The organism is Rhizobium sp. GW821-FHT14E12 (assembly GCF_058803745.1).
The window spans coordinates 272,655-287,496 of sequence record NZ_JBXAPH010000007.1; the positions used below are offsets into that span (position 1 = coordinate 272,655).

Here is a 14,842-nt window from a genome sequence, read left to right on the forward strand (position 1 = left end):
AAAACGGCGCCAAGACTCTTGACTGCGATTCATGAAAATGCGATTCTCGGGCTGCTTAGACCTATGAGAAAGGCTTCCATGACGGCGACGTTTGGGGGCCTTTTTTCTTTTGCTCTGCTCCTATCCTACCTAACCTTCAGACGACGGATTTCCCTTCCTGAAGTGCGCGTAGAGCTCGGGCAGTTGCTCCATGACAAACTTAGCAAAGGCCTCATCCCGATCTCGGTTCATTTCGATCTTGCAGTGCTTGCCGGCAATGGCGAGTGCTGCAATTTCAACTCCCTCAGACGACGTGGCGACCAGTCGAACGGGCGATGATGCCAACGCTTTCGCACCATCTTCTTTTGCCGCCCGAAGCACTGTCAGAAATCGATCATCCGTGTCCTTGTGAATGAACGACAAATCCTCGGCTGCTTTGCGGGCCCTGTCTTCAGCACCACCTACCTTGAGCAGGTCAGCCAATTCCTGCCATCTCGGTCGGCCGACTTTCGGCGCGCGGCCGATCGAATCGACCAGCCATCTTGGGACAACTCGCGCGACGCTGATCAGCTTATGAACTTCCTGCCGGTCGACCGATAGCGCCGTCTGAATGAGCGCTCGCTGGAAACCACCATCTTCGAGCTTGAGCGCAAATGACGCACGCTCAATGAATGTCAGATCCTCGCGCGCAGAATTCTCGATGCCTTGAGCGACGACGAGCCGATTATCATCAAGGTCGCGAACGAATGCCTTGACGGTTGACCCGAGTTCGGACGCTGCCCGCACGCGACGGTGGCCATATGCAATCTGATAGCGCCCAGGTTCTGATGGATGCTTACGGACAAGGATTGGAATCTCCTGTCCATGGTCCTTTATCGATGTCTTGAGCGCTTCGACAGCCGCACGATCCTGATCGGGAAAGCGATCGCTAAAGGGGGAGGGGTCTATGAGCGCGGGATCAAGATCGACCGGAAACGCGCCATCGGCCACTTGCTTCTTGAGCTCTTCGTAGTCTCTTTCAACCTCGGAAAATGTATCTTTCAACGACCGGACCGCGCCCGAGGCGACCCGCTGTACCGGCTGCCTTGTGTCTTCCGAGGTTGGCTCGGCACTCCCAGCGGCAAACATGGAGCGGATCGACTGTGTACGTTTGCTCATCGTTACCCTCCTCGGCAGAAAGCACCATCCGGCGCAACGAAGTCGTCAGCTGACAACACGTCAAGCCATTGTAATCTATGCATGTCAGCGGTCGTCATCGGCCCCATACCTCGTTGATCAGCTCGATCACTTCATGGTTCACTGCGTTGATCGATTCCATGGCCCTCTCGTAGGTCGATCTTCCGACCACACCCCGCGACAACTCGTAAAGCGATTGCTTCGTCAGCCCCGCATTTGCGATCGCGGTCGATTTCCAAGCTGCCGCAGCCATCACGTCCCCTGCGAAGACGTCCCGCAGCAAGCCGACGATTTCCTGCTCGGGCACATCTCGGGGATCGTGCCTGGTGACGAGAAAACGCAGGAAGTCATAGTCGAGGCGTCCGCCGGCGTCCTCGATGACGGAGACCAGATCGGACGTCATTAGCAGAAACTGGCTCATCGACGCGACATCGACCATCTGGGGATGGACTGTCACTATCATGCCGGTTGCAGCGTTGAGCGCGCCCATGGTCAAAAAGCCGAGCTGGGGAGGGCAGTCCACGACAACAACGTCGAAATCGTCTTCGATTTGGCTAATCGCGCCGGCGACACGTCGAAAAAACAGATCCTCTGGTCGCCCGCGATTTTGCAGCATAAAGCGCGGCGTCTGATGCTCGAACTCCATTAGCTCGAGGTTGCCCGGCACGATGCTAATCCCGGTGAAATAAGTGGGGCGGATAATGTCTTTCATCGAGACCCGTTGGTCATCATACCGGATCGCGCCATAGAGCGTGGTGTTTTCCGCCACGTCAAATTCCGGCTGGTAGCCGAACATGGCTGAAAGAGAGGCCTGTGGATCGAGGTCGATTGCCAAAACTCGATAGCCTTGCAACGCCAAACCTTGGGCGACATAGACCGAGGTCGTCGTCTTGGCCGAGCCACCCTTGAAGTTGGCAACCGTTATAATCTGCAGCTTCTCGCCGTCGCGCCGACGGCGCCAGAACTTACCGGCCTCCTTCGGCCGCGCGCCTGCAAGATACGCACGAAGCTCGTTAATCTGCGCAAGTGTATAAGAACGCCGACCACCGGTTCCGAGGTCCGGAGAAGGCCCAAGCCCATCAAGCGAGAGCTGGCGCAAGTAGCCATCGGATACTCCCACAATCTCGGCAACCTCGCCGGACGTAAAGGAGCGAAGCGATTTTTGGGCAGTGGGTGGAAAAGCGCGCTCGCCAACCGCTCTCAGTCTCGCAGACAACGCCTCTGCGCGCTGCGTAATACGAGCGGAAGTCGATGCTCGATCGATTTGCCTGTCAATCACGTTCACACTGGCCTCTTGTTTCAGACGGTTTGTTGGCGTCAGACGCGCTATAACCGTCTCAAGATAAGCCACGATTCTCAGAACGCAGCAAGTGGAATAGGGTTAACAAGGTCTTAACAACGAGACCTATCGAAGGGAATACGCGCGACGAAAATGAATTTTCCTACGATAAAACAATACCATAACCGAGCTACCGCTTCGACCCGCCCCCGATTCCGGCTCATACATTTATCAGTGCATCTTGCGGGCAATTCCTGAGGGCGAAAGCCCATATACAAACGAAGGCTCCGACTCAGTGCCGCATCGATGAGAGAATCGCACTCATACTTTCATTAGTCGCGGGCTATCGCAGAGTCTGGCTCATTGGCGTCCGAACGAACCAAGATCGGAGCTAAACTGATGAAGACAATCGCCATTCCTGCCCATATGCACGCCCAGTTTCCTGATCTCATCGACGGAATGCATCGGCTTCGTGCGAGTGTTTTCAAGGAACGCCTGGAATGGGACGTCGAGGTGGTCGACGGTCGCGAGGTCGACGACTTCGATCGACTGCCCGCCACCTACATCCTGTTGCTCACCGGGTCATCGAAGGTCTCCGGCTGCGCTCGCCTTCTTCCGGGGAGCGGTGTGACCATGCTGACAGGAGCTTTTCCGCAGCTTCTTTCCACGGGCACGCTCGAGGCCCACGCAGCAATGGTCGAAAGCTCCCGTTTCTGTGTCGATACGACAATCCAAGAGGGCAGGGGGGCCGGAGCGCTGCACGAGGCGACCCTGACGATGCTTGCCGGGGTCATCGAATGGTCGATCATCAATGGTTACAGCGAGATCGTCACCGCAACCGACGTTCGCTTCGAACGTATCTTGAAGCGAGCCGGCTGGCCGATGAGGCGGCTCGGCGATCCTATGAGGATCGGCAATACCATCGCAGTCGCCGGATCACTTCCCGCCGACCGCGCAAGCCTCGAGCGGGTCCGCCCAGCCGGCTCCCGCTCCATTTTCAACCCGCTGCACAAAGCCGCTTAAGCCGTTCAAGAGAATCGAGACAATGGCTGAACTTCGCTCTCATCCGCGCCTGATCCGCAAGTTGCAGGACGCGCTTGGCGACCGTCTCTGCGTCGCCCTCGACGACCCGACAGTGGTCGAGATCATGCTCAATCCCGATGGCAGGTTGTTCATCGAGCGGCTTGGTCACGGCGTTGCTCCAGCCGGCACTATGAATGCCGCAACCGCTGAGATCGTCATCGGCAGCGTTGCACATGCACTGCGTTCGGAAGCCGATGATGAGCGCCCGATCATATCGGGGGAGCTACCGATCGGCGGGCACAGGTTCGAGGGGCTGTTACCACCCGTCGTGTCCGGACCTGTTTTCACGATCCGACGCCGCGCCTCCCGACTTATCCCGCTTGACGACTATGTTGATGCGAAGGTGATGACCGAGAAACAGGCATCAGTGATCCGCAGTGCAATATCCTCCCGGTTCAATATCGTGATATCGGGCGGCACGGGCTCAGGCAAAACTACGCTCGCCAACGCCGTGATCGCCGAAATCGTCGAGATAGCTCCCGACGATCGCCTTCTGATCCTGGAGGACACTGCCGAGATTCAGTGCATCGCAGAGAACGCCGTGGCACTGCATACGAGCGACACGGTCGATATGGCAAGGCTTCTCAAAAGCACCATGCGGCTCCGTCCGGATCGGATCGTCGTTGGGGAACTTCGCGATGGCGCCGCATTGACGCTCCTGAAGGCGTGGAACACCGGCCATCCGGGCGGCGTGACGACGGTGCATTCCAACTCCGCGATGTCGGCGCTGCGCCGCCTCGAACAACTGACCGCGGAGGTCAGCCAGCAGCCGATGCACGAGGTGATCGGCGATGCTGTCGATCTGATCGTTTCGATCGAACGCACCCCTAGGGGGCGCCGCGTGCGTGATGTGGTCCATATCGAGCGGTTCATCGGCAACAATTATGAAACTGAAACCTATCCCCAGATCGAGGAGGAGGGCCGCCATGTCGCGTGACCGTCACACAATTCTCGCGGCAGTCGCCATGGCCGTATGCTTCTCCCTGACATCGGTGGAGCTCGCGCTGGCATCGAGCGGCGGCGGCTTGCCTTGGGAAGGCCCCTTGCAGCAGATCCAGCAATCGATCACCGGACCGGTAGCCGGCTTCATTGCCTTGGCGGCAGTTGCTGTGGCCGGCGGCATGCTGATCTTCGGCGGCGAGCTGAACGATTTCGCGCGCAGACTGATGTATGTCGTGCTGGTCGCCGGCATTCTTCTCGGCGCAACGCAGATCGTCGCTCTGTTCGGCGCGACCGGAGCATCAATCGGCAATCTCGAAGCCCGCGATCGTGACGTTCGTCCGGAAGGGGAGGGGGCTCATGGCTGAGCCGGGGTCAAACCTCATCCGAACCCGTATACACCGCGCGCTGTCGCGGCCGAACCTCCTGATGGGCGCCGATCGTGAGCTCGTGCTGCTGACGGGCCTTGCCGTGATCATCCTGATCTTCGTGGTGCTCGCCTGGTACGCGACGCTCTTCGGGATCGCGATCTGGGTGGTGGTCGTCGGAGCACTCCGGATGATGGCGAGGGCCGACCCGATGATGCGCAAAGTCTACATCCGCCATATCCATTACAGGTCCGCCTACCGGGCGACGTCGACGCCGTGGCGTCGGTACTGAGGACAATCATGGTCACTCTGCGTTCCTTCCAACATTCCGGCCCTTCTTTCGCCGACCTCGTTCCCTATGCCGGCCTGGTGGCGAATGGCACAATCCTGCTCAAGGACGGCTCGTTGATGGCCGGCTGGTATTTCGCGGGGCCGGACTCCGAGAGCTCGACCGATGCCGAGCGAAACGAGGTTAGCCGGCAAATCAACATGATCCTGTCGCGCCTCGGCTCCGGCTGGATGATCCAGGTCGAGGCCGTGCGGGTTCCGACGACGGATTATCCGGCTGAACCGGATTGCCATTTTCCCGACACCATCACGCGAAAGATCGATGCGGAGCGGCGGGCGCATTTCGAGCGGGAAAGCGGACATTTCGAGAGCCGCCACGCCCTGATCCTGACCTACCGGCCAGCGGAGCGCAGACGTTCCGGGCTAACCCGCTATATCTATTCGGACGCCGAAAGTCGCTCGGCCTCGTATGCCGACATGGCCCTGAAGACTTTCGAGACATCGATCCGCGAAGTCGAGCAGTATCTCGGCAACGTCATTTCCATCCGCCGGATGGTGACGCAGGAGGTCGATGAGCGAGGCGGTTTCCGCACGGCCCGCTATGACGAACTCTTCCAGTTCGTGCGCTTCTGCATCACCGGCGAGAACCATCCGATCCGGCTTCCTGATATCCCCATGTATCTCGACTGGCTGGTAACCGCCGAGCTGCAGCATGGCCTCTCCCCAAAGATCGAGAACCGCTTTCTTGGGGTGGTCGCGATCGACGGGCTGCCGGCGGAGAGTTGGCCAGGCATTCTCAATTCCCTCGACCTGATGCCGCTGACCTATCGCTGGTCGAGCCGCTTCATTTTTCTGGATGAGCAAGAGGCGAGAGCGAAGCTCGAACGCACGAGAAAGAAATGGCAGCAGAAGGTACGGCCGTTCTTCGACCAGCTCTTCCAGACGCAAAGCCGGTCGGTTGACCAGGATGCGATGCTGATGGTGGCAGAGACGGAGGACGCCATCGCGGAAGCATCCTCCCAACTCGTGGCCTATGGCTATTACACGCCGGTGATCATCCTCTTTGATGAAAATAGCATCCGGCTTCAGGAAAAATGCGAGGGCGTGCGCCGTCTCATTCAGGCGGAAGGATTTGGGGCGCGCATCGAAACCCTGAATGCGACAGACGCATTCCTCGGTTCGCTTCCCGGCAACTGGTATGCCAATATCCGTGAGCCGCTTATCAACACGCGAAATCTCGCCGACCTGATCCCGCTGAACTCGGTCTGGTCCGGCAGTCCGACGGCACCTTGCCCCTTCTATCCCGCCGGCTCGCCGCCGCTGATGCAGGTCGCCAGCGGCTCCACGCCTTTCCGGCTGAACCTTCACGTCGATGATGTCGGGCATACCCTGATCTTCGGCCCGACCGGTTCCGGCAAATCCACGCTGCTGTCCCTGATTGCAGCGCAGTTTCGTCGATATGAGGGTGCACAGATCTTCGCCTTCGATAAGGGCCGATCGATGATGCCTCTGACGCTGGCGGTCTGCGGCGATCACTACGAGATCGGAGGCGATGGCGGCGAGGCGCGCGAGCCACTTTCATTCTGCCCGCTGTCCGACCTGTCGACGGAGAGCGATCGCGCCTGGGCCGCGGAGTGGATCGAGACGCTGGTGGCGTTGCAGGGTGTGACTATGACGCCTGACTACCGCAATGCCATATCCCGCGAGATCGGTCTGATGGCGGAGGCGCGAGGCCGATCGCTTTCGGATTTCGTCTCCGGCGTGCAGATGCGCGAGATCAAAGACGCGCTTCATCACTATACGATCGATGGACCGATGGGCCAGTTGCTTGACGCGGAGCAAGATGGCCTCCAGCTCGGCTCCTTCCAGACCTTCGAGATAGAGCAGCTCATGAATATGGGCGAGCGCAACCTTGTGCCCGTACTGACCTATTTGTTTCGTTGTATCGAGAAGCGCCTGACCGGCACGCCGGCCCTGATCATCCTCGACGAGGCCTGGCTCATGCTCATCCATCCGATGTTTCGCGAAAAGATCCGTGAATGGCTGAAAGTCTTGCGAAAGGCCAACTGCATTGTGGTCCTCGCCACACAGTCAATTTCGGACGCCGAGCGCTCGGGTATTTTGGACGTTCTCAAGGAAAGCTGCCCGACGAAGATCTGCCTGCCAAACGGCGCAGCCCGCGAAGCCGGCACACGCGAATTCTACGAACGCATCGGGTTCAATGAACGGCAAATCGAGATCGTCGCGACTGCCGTGCCCAAGCGCGAATACTACGTCGCTTCGCCCGAGGGGCGGCGGCTCTTCGACATGACGCTGGGGCCGGTGGCGCTCTCCTTCGTCGGCGCATCTGGCAAGGAGGATCTCACGCAGGTCCGCGCTCTTGAAACGCAATATGGAGCTGAATGGCCTCGCCATTGGCTCGAACAGAGAGGGATCGTCCATGCGGCAGCGTAATTTTCCGCTATCGAGGTCTGATGCACTGCGGCTAGCCTCTCTCGCAGCAGCCCTCCTGCTTGCCAGCACCGTGTCTCCTGTGCAAGCGGGCAGCGTGACCGGACAGGCGACCGAGTGGACGCAGCTTGCCAATAACACTGAGCTGATCAGCCTCGTTGGCAAGTCGGCCGAACAGGTCAACAACCAGATCACCCAAATCAGCCAGCTCGCCGAGCAGATCCAGAACCAGCTCAACATCTACAGCAACATGCTGCAGAACACCGCGCAATTGCCGGACCACATCTGGGGGCAGGTCGAGGGCGATCTGAACAAGCTCAAGAGTGTTGTTTCCCAAGGGCAGGGTGTCGCCTTCTCGATGGGCAATATCGACGACGTCCTGAAGCAACGATTTCGGAGTTTTGCCGACTTCAAGTCGAACCTGCCGGACGGAGCTTCCTTCTCGTCAACCTATCAGAACTGGTCGAACACCAACCGGGATACGATCGCTGGAACCCTGAAGGCGGCGAACCTGACGGCAGAGCAGTTCTCCTCCGAGGAATCCACCATGTCCTCCCTCCGGTCGATGTCGGAAAGCGCCGACGGCCAGATGAAGGCTCTGCAGGTCGGCCACGAGATCGCTGCGCAGGAGGTCGCGCAAATGCAGAAGCTGCGCGGTCTCATCTCTCAGCAGATGACGATGATGGGGACCTGGTATCAGTCCGAGCAGGCCGCGAAGGATCTCGCGCAAGCCCGCCGTGCGGAATTTTTCAAATCAAGGCCGCCGTCGATGTCCGGCGGACAGGAGATGAAGCCGCGATGGTAGTCTCCAAACCTCTGCTGATCGTCATGCTTCTCGGCGTTGCTGCCTGCGCCGGCGGGAGTGTGTGGCTCTTCGGTCAATCCGGTCGCTTGGGACATGTCGCGTCTGGAAGCACGGAATCGGATCCTCTTGGGGGTGATGAAGCTCGCAAGCGCGCCGAGACGTTCTTTCGTGGCAGACAAGATTACGACCTGACGGGCGGGCAGGAGATGAGGCCACGATGGTAGTCGATCGATCAGTGACGCTGCTTCTCCCCATCGGGCTGACGCTTGGTGCCGTGGTCATAGCAAGTCCGGCGCTGGCGCAGGACGGCAGCGTGCTGACCACGCTGGAGAACCAGGTCGTCACGGCAGCGAAGGGCTGGGAAGACACGATCAGCAAGGCCGCCCGTTCCCTGTTCTGGATCCTTGCAGGCATCGAGGTGGGCATTGCCGCGGTCTGGCTGGCACTTCAGGCTGCCTCCCTCGACGCCTGGTTCGCCGAGCTCGTCCGCCGGATCATGTTCATCGGCTTTTTTGCCTTCGTGCTTGAGCGTGGCCCGGCGCTGGCGAAGGCCATCGTCGATAGTCTGTTTCAGATCGGTGCCGGTGGAGGCTCCGCCTCTCCAGCCGATATTTTCAACGCCGGTCTGACCGTCGCCTCGAAAATGTCGGAAAAAATCAGCTTCGGCCTGTTCCAGGACAATGCGCTCGCGCTCTCGGCGGCGCTGGCGATGATCGTCAGTGTCATTGCTTTCTCGCTGGTCGCCGCGATCTTCGTCTCCGTGCTCGTTGAAATGTATGTCGGGCTGCTCGCTGGCATGATCTTGCTTGGGCTCGGCGGATCGAGCTTCACGAAGGATTTCGCCGTCCGTTACCTGATCTACGCGTTCTCCGTCGGCATTAAGCTGATGGCGCTGGTGATGATCGCCCGTATCGGCTCCGAGGTGTTGATCGGCATGGCGAACGAACCGTCAGTGGGCGAACAGTACCAGACGGCGCTGGCCATCGCCGGCATCGCAGTCGTGGTGTTCGTTATTGCCATGTATGTGCCGAATATCATCCAGGGTGTCGTCCAGGGCGCGTCCGTGACAGGCGGAATGGAAACGATACGGCATGGATCGCAGGCGGCAAATTTCGCGATCGGCACGGCGGTCGGGACGGGGACCCTTGCATGGGGCGGCGCCAAGGCTGGAGCCTCCGCCTATTCGGATGCACGCAGCACCGGTTCTTCGATGGCGGGTGCAGCCCTCAAGGGGATGGCGAGCGGAGGTGCTGCCGCCGCCGGCGCGGTGGCGTCTGCGGCCCGCGACCAGGCCATGGGCGGCCGCGGTACATATGGAACCTCAACACTTGGTCTTGCCAACGCCAAGCTCGCTGAGGCCAACCGGGCCTCAGCGCACAGGGGCTCTCCAGGAAAGAAGGGATCGGGGAAATGAGGATCTGTAATATAAACCAGCGAGGTCCGCATGGCTCCGCGTGATGGTCCGGACAATCCGTATCTCGCCGCCCGCCAGGAGTGGAGCGAGCGCTACGGCTCCTACGTCAAGGCCGCGGCGGCATGGCGTGTCGTCGGCATCGTCGGCATGCTGATGGCGGTTATCGGCTTCGCCTATGCCCTCTTCCAGAGCACGCAGGTCAAGCTGGTTCCTTATATTGTCGAGGTCGACAAACTCGGCACGTTGGCGCATGTCGGCTTCCCGCAGCAGATCGAGTACGCGGATCCGCGCGTGGTGCGTGCGACGCTCGGCAGCTTCGTCTCGAACTTCCGGAGCGTCACCCCGGATGCGGTCGTCCAGAAACAATATATCGATCGCACCTACGCGCTTCTGAGGACGTCTGATCCGGCGACCGAGAAGATCAACGCCTGGTTCCGGTCGAATTCTCCCTTCGACAAGGCGAGGGGCGCAACTGTTGCAGTTGAGGTCAATAATATCGTGGCGCTGTCGAACCAGTCCTACCAGATCGACTGGACCGAATTCGAGCGCGACCGCAAGGGCAGCGAAGTCGGCCAACCACATCGCTTCCGTGGCATCGCCACCGTGACGCTGACACCCCCTCAAGACGAGGGCATCATTCGCCTCAATCCCATCGGTCTTTATCTCCGCGATTTTGACTGGACAGCCCAACTTTGAAAGGCATGGCCCCGCACATGATCATCAGAACAAGACCGGTTCCGGCCGTGCTGCCGATCGCTGCCGCGCTCGTGCTCGCCACATCGCCACTTTTCCTCGCCCAAGTGTCGGCACAAAGCGTCAGTGCCAATGAAGCGAAAGGAATAGGTATCTCCGGCCAATGGCGCGGAAGTCGCGGTCTCGTCACCAAAGGCAGCGACGGCAAGGTGATCTTTCTGTTTGGCGAAGTACAGCCCTCCATCGTGTGCTCGCCGCTGCAGGTCTGCGACATCGAGCTTCAGGCCGGGGAGGTGGTCCGTGACGTTCTTGTTGGTGACATGGTTCGATGGAAGGTCGAGCCGGCCACCTCCGGCGCAGTCGGCGGGCAGGCGATCCATCTGATCGTCAAGCCGGCCGAGGCCGGCCTCGTTACCTCGATGGTCGTAACGACGTCGCGAAGAACCTACCATATCCAGCTCAAGTCGCACCCGAGGCAGTACATGGCACGCGTCGGCTTCGAATATCCGGAAGATGTTTCGGCCAAGCTGGCTGACATCAACGCCCGGCTGGAGGCGAGTACCATCCCTGGCGCCGGCGTACCGGCCGAGCAATTAGACTTCGCCTATTCGCTGTCGGGCAGCGCCCGGTGGCGGCCAACGCGCGTCTACAGCGACGGTACTAAGACCTACATCCAGTTTCCGCGGTCGATTGCTGGGCAGGACGCACCTGTACTGTTTGTCGTCTCAGGTGGGCAGAACCGGATCGTCAATTATCGCATGAAGAACAATATGATGGTGGTCGACTATCAGGTGGATAAGGCCGTGCTGGTTTCTGGCGTCGGCTGGCATCAGCAAACGATTAAGATCAGTCGGGGAGGTCGGTAATGACTGTGGCTTCATACCGCTGGTTTGCGGCGACGTGCATTCTGGCTCTCGCGCTGGCCGGCTGCCAGGCCGTCGGCCCGGACGCGCTGGTCGCGAGCAACGCGCCGCCGGAAATCGCCGGGCCGGCGGCAAGTGCTATCGCCGGCGACATGGTGAGCAGGCTTGCCGAGCAGATCGGACCTGGAACGGTAACCATCTCGTTGAAGCAGGATGCCTCGCCCTTCGGCGAGGCATTGGAAGCATCGCTCAGGGGTTGGGGCTATGCCGTCGTCACGGATCAGAAGACGGACGACAAGACGAAGACGATCGCACTTGCCTATATGATCTCGCCGTTCGACGGGCAAATGCTCGCGCGGCTGTCGACGGCGAGCGTCGAGATCAGCCGTGCCTATAGTGCAAGCGCAACGGGGGCGGCGCCGGCGAGCCCGCTCTCCGTCATGCAACGCGGGTAGGGGAGGGACCCTTGGCTCAATCTCTGAAGCTCGGCGGAGTGCCGGAGGACGGCGGCAATTCCGGGGTCCGGCGGATCAACCGTTTGCCAATCATCGTCGTGATCGTTCTCGTCATCGCCTTTCTAGCGGTCATTTTCTACGGCCTTACGTCGCGCGGGCTCTATTTCCGGGGCGAGCCTGGCCTTGGCCAAACATCTGGCAAACCTGCCTCGACCTATGCCGACCAACTGAAACGCGGCGTTGGCGACGGTATCATAGGTGAACCTGTCCAAACGCCGACATTTCAGCCGACGCCCGTTGAGACAAAAAGGGAAGCAACATCCAATCCATTTACCACGGAGCCACGCCCCACCCCACAAGAGGTGAAATCTTCCGTCGAGCCGGAGGCCGTCTGGAAGGCCCGTCTACAGCGAGAGCAGGAAGAGCAATATCTGCGTGAACGCCATCGCGAGCGGATGGCACGTCTTCAAGCCAACGATGCCGCCTACGACGCACCGCTCGCCATCGATCGTGGCAAACTTGATGCCAAGGCAAACGCGACTACCGATAAAGCGGTCACCAGCCCGTCCGCCAACTCTGCTGAGCCGGGCTCGGGAGCAGACCTTTATGCGGCAGCTCTACAAGCCGGGCTCGGCGGTCAGAACCTCGATCCCAATGGCCAGCGCACCAAGGAGAACTTCTTCAACGCGGACATCAAGGAACTCGGCTACCTGCCGAATAGGGTCGTCCCACGGCAGTCGCTCTACGAGCTGAAGCGCGGCTCGGTCATTCCGGCTACGCTGATCACCGGTATCAATTCCGATCTTCCCGGCCGCATCACTGCGCAGATTAGCCAGAACGTCTTTGATAGCGCGACGGGCCATCGCCTGCTAATCCCGCAGGGTACGAAACTGTTTGGACGGTACGACAGCAAAGTATCCTTCGGTCAGTCCAGGGTACTCGTGGTTTGGACCGACATCATCTTTCCGAACGGCTCCACACTCCAAATCGGGGGCATGGCCGGAACTGACGCCCAAGGTTATGGCGGCTTCAATGACAAGGTGAACAACCACTACGCCAAAACTTTCGGTTCTGCGATCCTGGTCGCTCTCATTGGAACCGGCATCGATATGGCAGTCCCGGAGAGTTCGACGCGCGCGACGCAGGACACCGCGTCAGATGCAGCCCGTCGCAACTTCGCCGAAACGTTCGGCCGGGTTGCCGAGCGCACGATCAACAGAAACCTTGACGTCCAGCCGACGTTGGAAATCCGGCCAGGCTACAAGTTTAATGTTCTTGTCGATCAGGATATGGTCTTTCCCGGAACATATCAAAACTGACCGACTCCCGAGATGCACAATCACCATCGATATTTCATGCCTTCGGCATCAAACGTCACCATCGGTATAATATGGAACGATAGAATAGTCCTTGTTTGAGCGCATCGGAGGCGCGATCGTTCGCTCCGACAAATGGAGCCGATATTTTTGTCCCGATGCTCGCGACCTGGCGCGCCTAATGACACCAAAGTCGGAGAATTTGGCCCACCGATGCTAGGCCGTAAACTCGATTAATTTACTTGGCGTTGTGCGCACTGCGTGATTCAAGGCTTCCGAATGAGGAGCTATGATGACACGCCGGCGCCACGAACTCACGGACCATGGATGGTAGATCATTTCGCCGCTTCTGCCAAACAAGCCTCGGGGCGTTCCCACGGCAGGCTTGCGAGCAAGATCCACGCGCTCGTCGATGCCGAAGGTCGGCCGGTCACGCTCCGCCTGACCGGCGATGAGATTACTGATTGCACTGAAGCCGATGCGCTAACAGACGGCCTTGGCGACGGTGACATCCTGCTTGCCGATAAGGGCTATGAGAGTAACGCCGTCCGAGCCAAGGTGGCCGAACGCAAGGCGCTGGCCAACATCCCGCCGTAAAGCTCGTCGGCGCGAGAATCTGGCGTCAAAGTTTATGAGTTGGCGGCCAGCTAGGCCGTAAACGTGACAGTGCCCCCAATCTGGCGTTTTTCATGTGTGTCCTCCCTGTGGGTCGCGTTTGTGTGGTCATCGACCGATGCAGTCGTTATCTGAGGCATTGTCATCGCCATAATCTAGCAGCCGAGGCTTTTTTTGATTAGAGGTGGAAATACGGATTGAGCTATTAATAGGACTAATGAATGTCGCAGGAAAGCTATAATGACCTCGTCGCCTTCATAACCGTCGCCCGTGAACGCAGCTTCACGAAGGCTGCCTCGCTGCTTGGGGTTTCTCAGTCAGCACTTAGTCAGACAGTGCGTGCCCTCGAGGAACGGCTCGGCATTCGCCTTTTGACTCGCACTACCAGGAGTGTATCGCCCACCGAGGCAGGCGAACGGCTGATGAGGTCGCTTGGACCGCACTTTGACGAAATCAACAATGAGCTCGCCTCGCTTAACGACCTCAGAGACAAGCCTGCTGGCACAATCCGCATCTCAACGAGTGAGCACGCAGCAATGGCAGTTCTCGCGCCGACGCTTCGAACATTCATGCTCGACTATCCCGACATCAACGTCGAGGTAATTGTCGACTATGGTCTGACCGATATCGTCTCTGAGCGCTACGACGCAGGTGTTCGCCTGGGCGAGCAGGTTGCCAAGGGCATGATTGCGGTCAAGGTCAGCCCCGAAATGCGGATCGCAGTGGTTGGAGCGCCCTCATATTTGGCGAGAAAGGGCCGGCCGAAATCTCCTCGGGACCTTACATCGCACAACTGCATCAACGTGCGTATGCCAACGCACGGGGGCATCTTCGCTTGGGAATTCGAGCGTGATGGGCGCGAGATGCGGGTACGGGTCGAGGGCCAGCTCGTGTTCAACAACATTGCAATGCGGATCGACGCGGCGCTCGCCGGGGTCGGCCTCGCCTATATCATGGAGGACCAGATAGCGGAGTATATCGCTGACGGTAGGTTGGAGCGAGTGCTCGAAGACTGGTGTGCGCCTTTCCCGGGTTACCATCTCTACTATCCGCATCGCCGGCATTCGTCGCCCGCGTTCTCCCTGTTGATCGACCGGTTACGCTTCCGCGGCTAAGCC

At 59.4% G+C, this 14,842-nt stretch carries 15 protein-coding genes and 1 pseudogene; 14 read left to right on the forward strand and 2 right to left on the reverse strand.

Features of this window, described 5'->3' with window-relative positions; translation table 11 throughout:
* Positions 1-129: 129 nt before the first annotated feature.
* Together repB and repA are read right to left on the reverse strand one after the other, a co-directional pair.
* Positions 130-1,137, reverse strand: a complete 1,008-nt coding sequence (gene repB, locus AC1RO0_RS23910) for a plasmid partitioning protein RepB (protein ID WP_498595096.1) — start codon at positions 1,135-1,137, stop codon at positions 130-132.
* A gap of 94 nt (positions 1,138-1,231) precedes the next feature.
* The gene (gene repA / locus AC1RO0_RS23915) at positions 1,232-2,440 is read right to left on the reverse strand and encodes a plasmid partitioning protein RepA (protein WP_047639482.1); all 1,209 of its coding nucleotides are present in this window, start codon (positions 2,438-2,440) and stop codon (positions 1,232-1,234) included.
* 393 nt (positions 2,441-2,833) lie between these two features.
* Here repA and traI point away from each other — a divergent pair, with 393 nt between their 5' ends.
* The 14 genes and pseudogenes from traI (at position 2,834) to AC1RO0_RS23985 (ending at position 14,839) form a co-directional block, all read left to right on the forward strand.
* The gene (traI, locus tag AC1RO0_RS23920; RefSeq protein WP_047639390.1) at positions 2,834-3,457 is read left to right on the forward strand and encodes an acyl-homoserine-lactone synthase; all 624 of its coding nucleotides are present in this window, start codon (positions 2,834-2,836) and stop codon (positions 3,455-3,457) included.
* Between the two features lie 22 nt (positions 3,458-3,479).
* Positions 3,480-4,454 carry a P-type conjugative transfer ATPase TrbB gene (trbB, locus tag AC1RO0_RS23925; RefSeq protein WP_047639389.1) on the forward strand — a complete coding sequence of 325 codons (975 nt, stop codon included), beginning with the start codon at positions 3,480-3,482 and terminating at the stop codon, positions 4,452-4,454.
* Positions 4,444-4,824, forward strand: a complete 381-nt coding sequence (locus AC1RO0_RS23930; RefSeq protein WP_047639388.1) for a TrbC/VirB2 family protein — start codon at positions 4,444-4,446, stop codon at positions 4,822-4,824. Before trbB ends, AC1RO0_RS23930 begins: the two co-directional genes overlap by 11 nt.
* Positions 4,817-5,116 (forward strand): conjugal transfer protein TrbD, encoded by a 300-nt coding sequence (locus tag AC1RO0_RS23935; protein ID WP_047639387.1) that lies wholly within the window; start codon positions 4,817-4,819, stop codon positions 5,114-5,116. Before AC1RO0_RS23930 ends, AC1RO0_RS23935 begins: the two co-directional genes overlap by 8 nt.
* Positions 5,117-5,124: 8 nt before the next feature.
* On the forward strand, positions 5,125-7,566 hold the full coding sequence (locus tag AC1RO0_RS23940; protein ID WP_498595097.1) for a conjugal transfer protein TrbE: 2,442 nt from the start codon (positions 5,125-5,127) through the stop codon (positions 7,564-7,566).
* A complete protein-coding gene (gene trbJ / locus AC1RO0_RS23945) occupies positions 7,553-8,368 on the forward strand; it encodes a P-type conjugative transfer protein TrbJ (protein ID WP_047639386.1) in 816 nt (271 codons plus the stop codon). Before AC1RO0_RS23940 ends, trbJ begins: the two co-directional genes overlap by 14 nt.
* A gap of 23 nt (positions 8,369-8,391) precedes the next feature.
* Positions 8,392-8,592 (forward strand): DUF2749 domain-containing protein, encoded by a 201-nt coding sequence (locus AC1RO0_RS23950; protein WP_498595110.1) that lies wholly within the window; start codon positions 8,392-8,394, stop codon positions 8,590-8,592.
* Positions 8,586-9,782, forward strand: coding sequence for a P-type conjugative transfer protein TrbL (gene trbL / locus AC1RO0_RS23955; RefSeq protein ID WP_047639385.1), 1,197 nt, complete (start codon positions 8,586-8,588; stop codon positions 9,780-9,782). Before AC1RO0_RS23950 ends, trbL begins: the two co-directional genes overlap by 7 nt.
* A 30-nt stretch (positions 9,783-9,812) precedes the next feature.
* The gene (locus AC1RO0_RS23960) at positions 9,813-10,478 is read left to right on the forward strand and encodes a conjugal transfer protein TrbF (protein ID WP_047639384.1); all 666 of its coding nucleotides are present in this window, start codon (positions 9,813-9,815) and stop codon (positions 10,476-10,478) included.
* Positions 10,479-10,495: 17 nt separating this feature from the next.
* Positions 10,496-11,341, forward strand: a complete 846-nt coding sequence (trbG, locus tag AC1RO0_RS23965; RefSeq protein WP_047639480.1) for a P-type conjugative transfer protein TrbG — start codon at positions 10,496-10,498, stop codon at positions 11,339-11,341.
* On the forward strand, positions 11,341-11,793 hold the full coding sequence (trbH, locus tag AC1RO0_RS23970) for a conjugal transfer protein TrbH (RefSeq protein ID WP_047639383.1): 453 nt from the start codon (positions 11,341-11,343) through the stop codon (positions 11,791-11,793). The genes trbG and trbH overlap by 1 nt, the downstream gene beginning before the upstream one ends.
* An 11-nt stretch (positions 11,794-11,804) precedes the next feature.
* The gene (gene trbI, locus AC1RO0_RS23975; protein ID WP_047639382.1) at positions 11,805-13,112 is read left to right on the forward strand and encodes an IncP-type conjugal transfer protein TrbI; all 1,308 of its coding nucleotides are present in this window, start codon (positions 11,805-11,807) and stop codon (positions 13,110-13,112) included.
* A gap of 276 nt (positions 13,113-13,388) precedes the next feature.
* Positions 13,389-13,703: pseudogene (locus tag AC1RO0_RS23980) on the forward strand (transposase); the annotation flags it as partial.
* Positions 13,704-13,945: 242 nt separating this feature from the next.
* Positions 13,946-14,839 carry a LysR family transcriptional regulator gene (locus AC1RO0_RS23985; RefSeq protein WP_047639381.1) on the forward strand — a complete coding sequence of 298 codons (894 nt, stop codon included), beginning with the start codon at positions 13,946-13,948 and terminating at the stop codon, positions 14,837-14,839.
* Positions 14,840-14,842 lie beyond the last annotated feature (3 nt).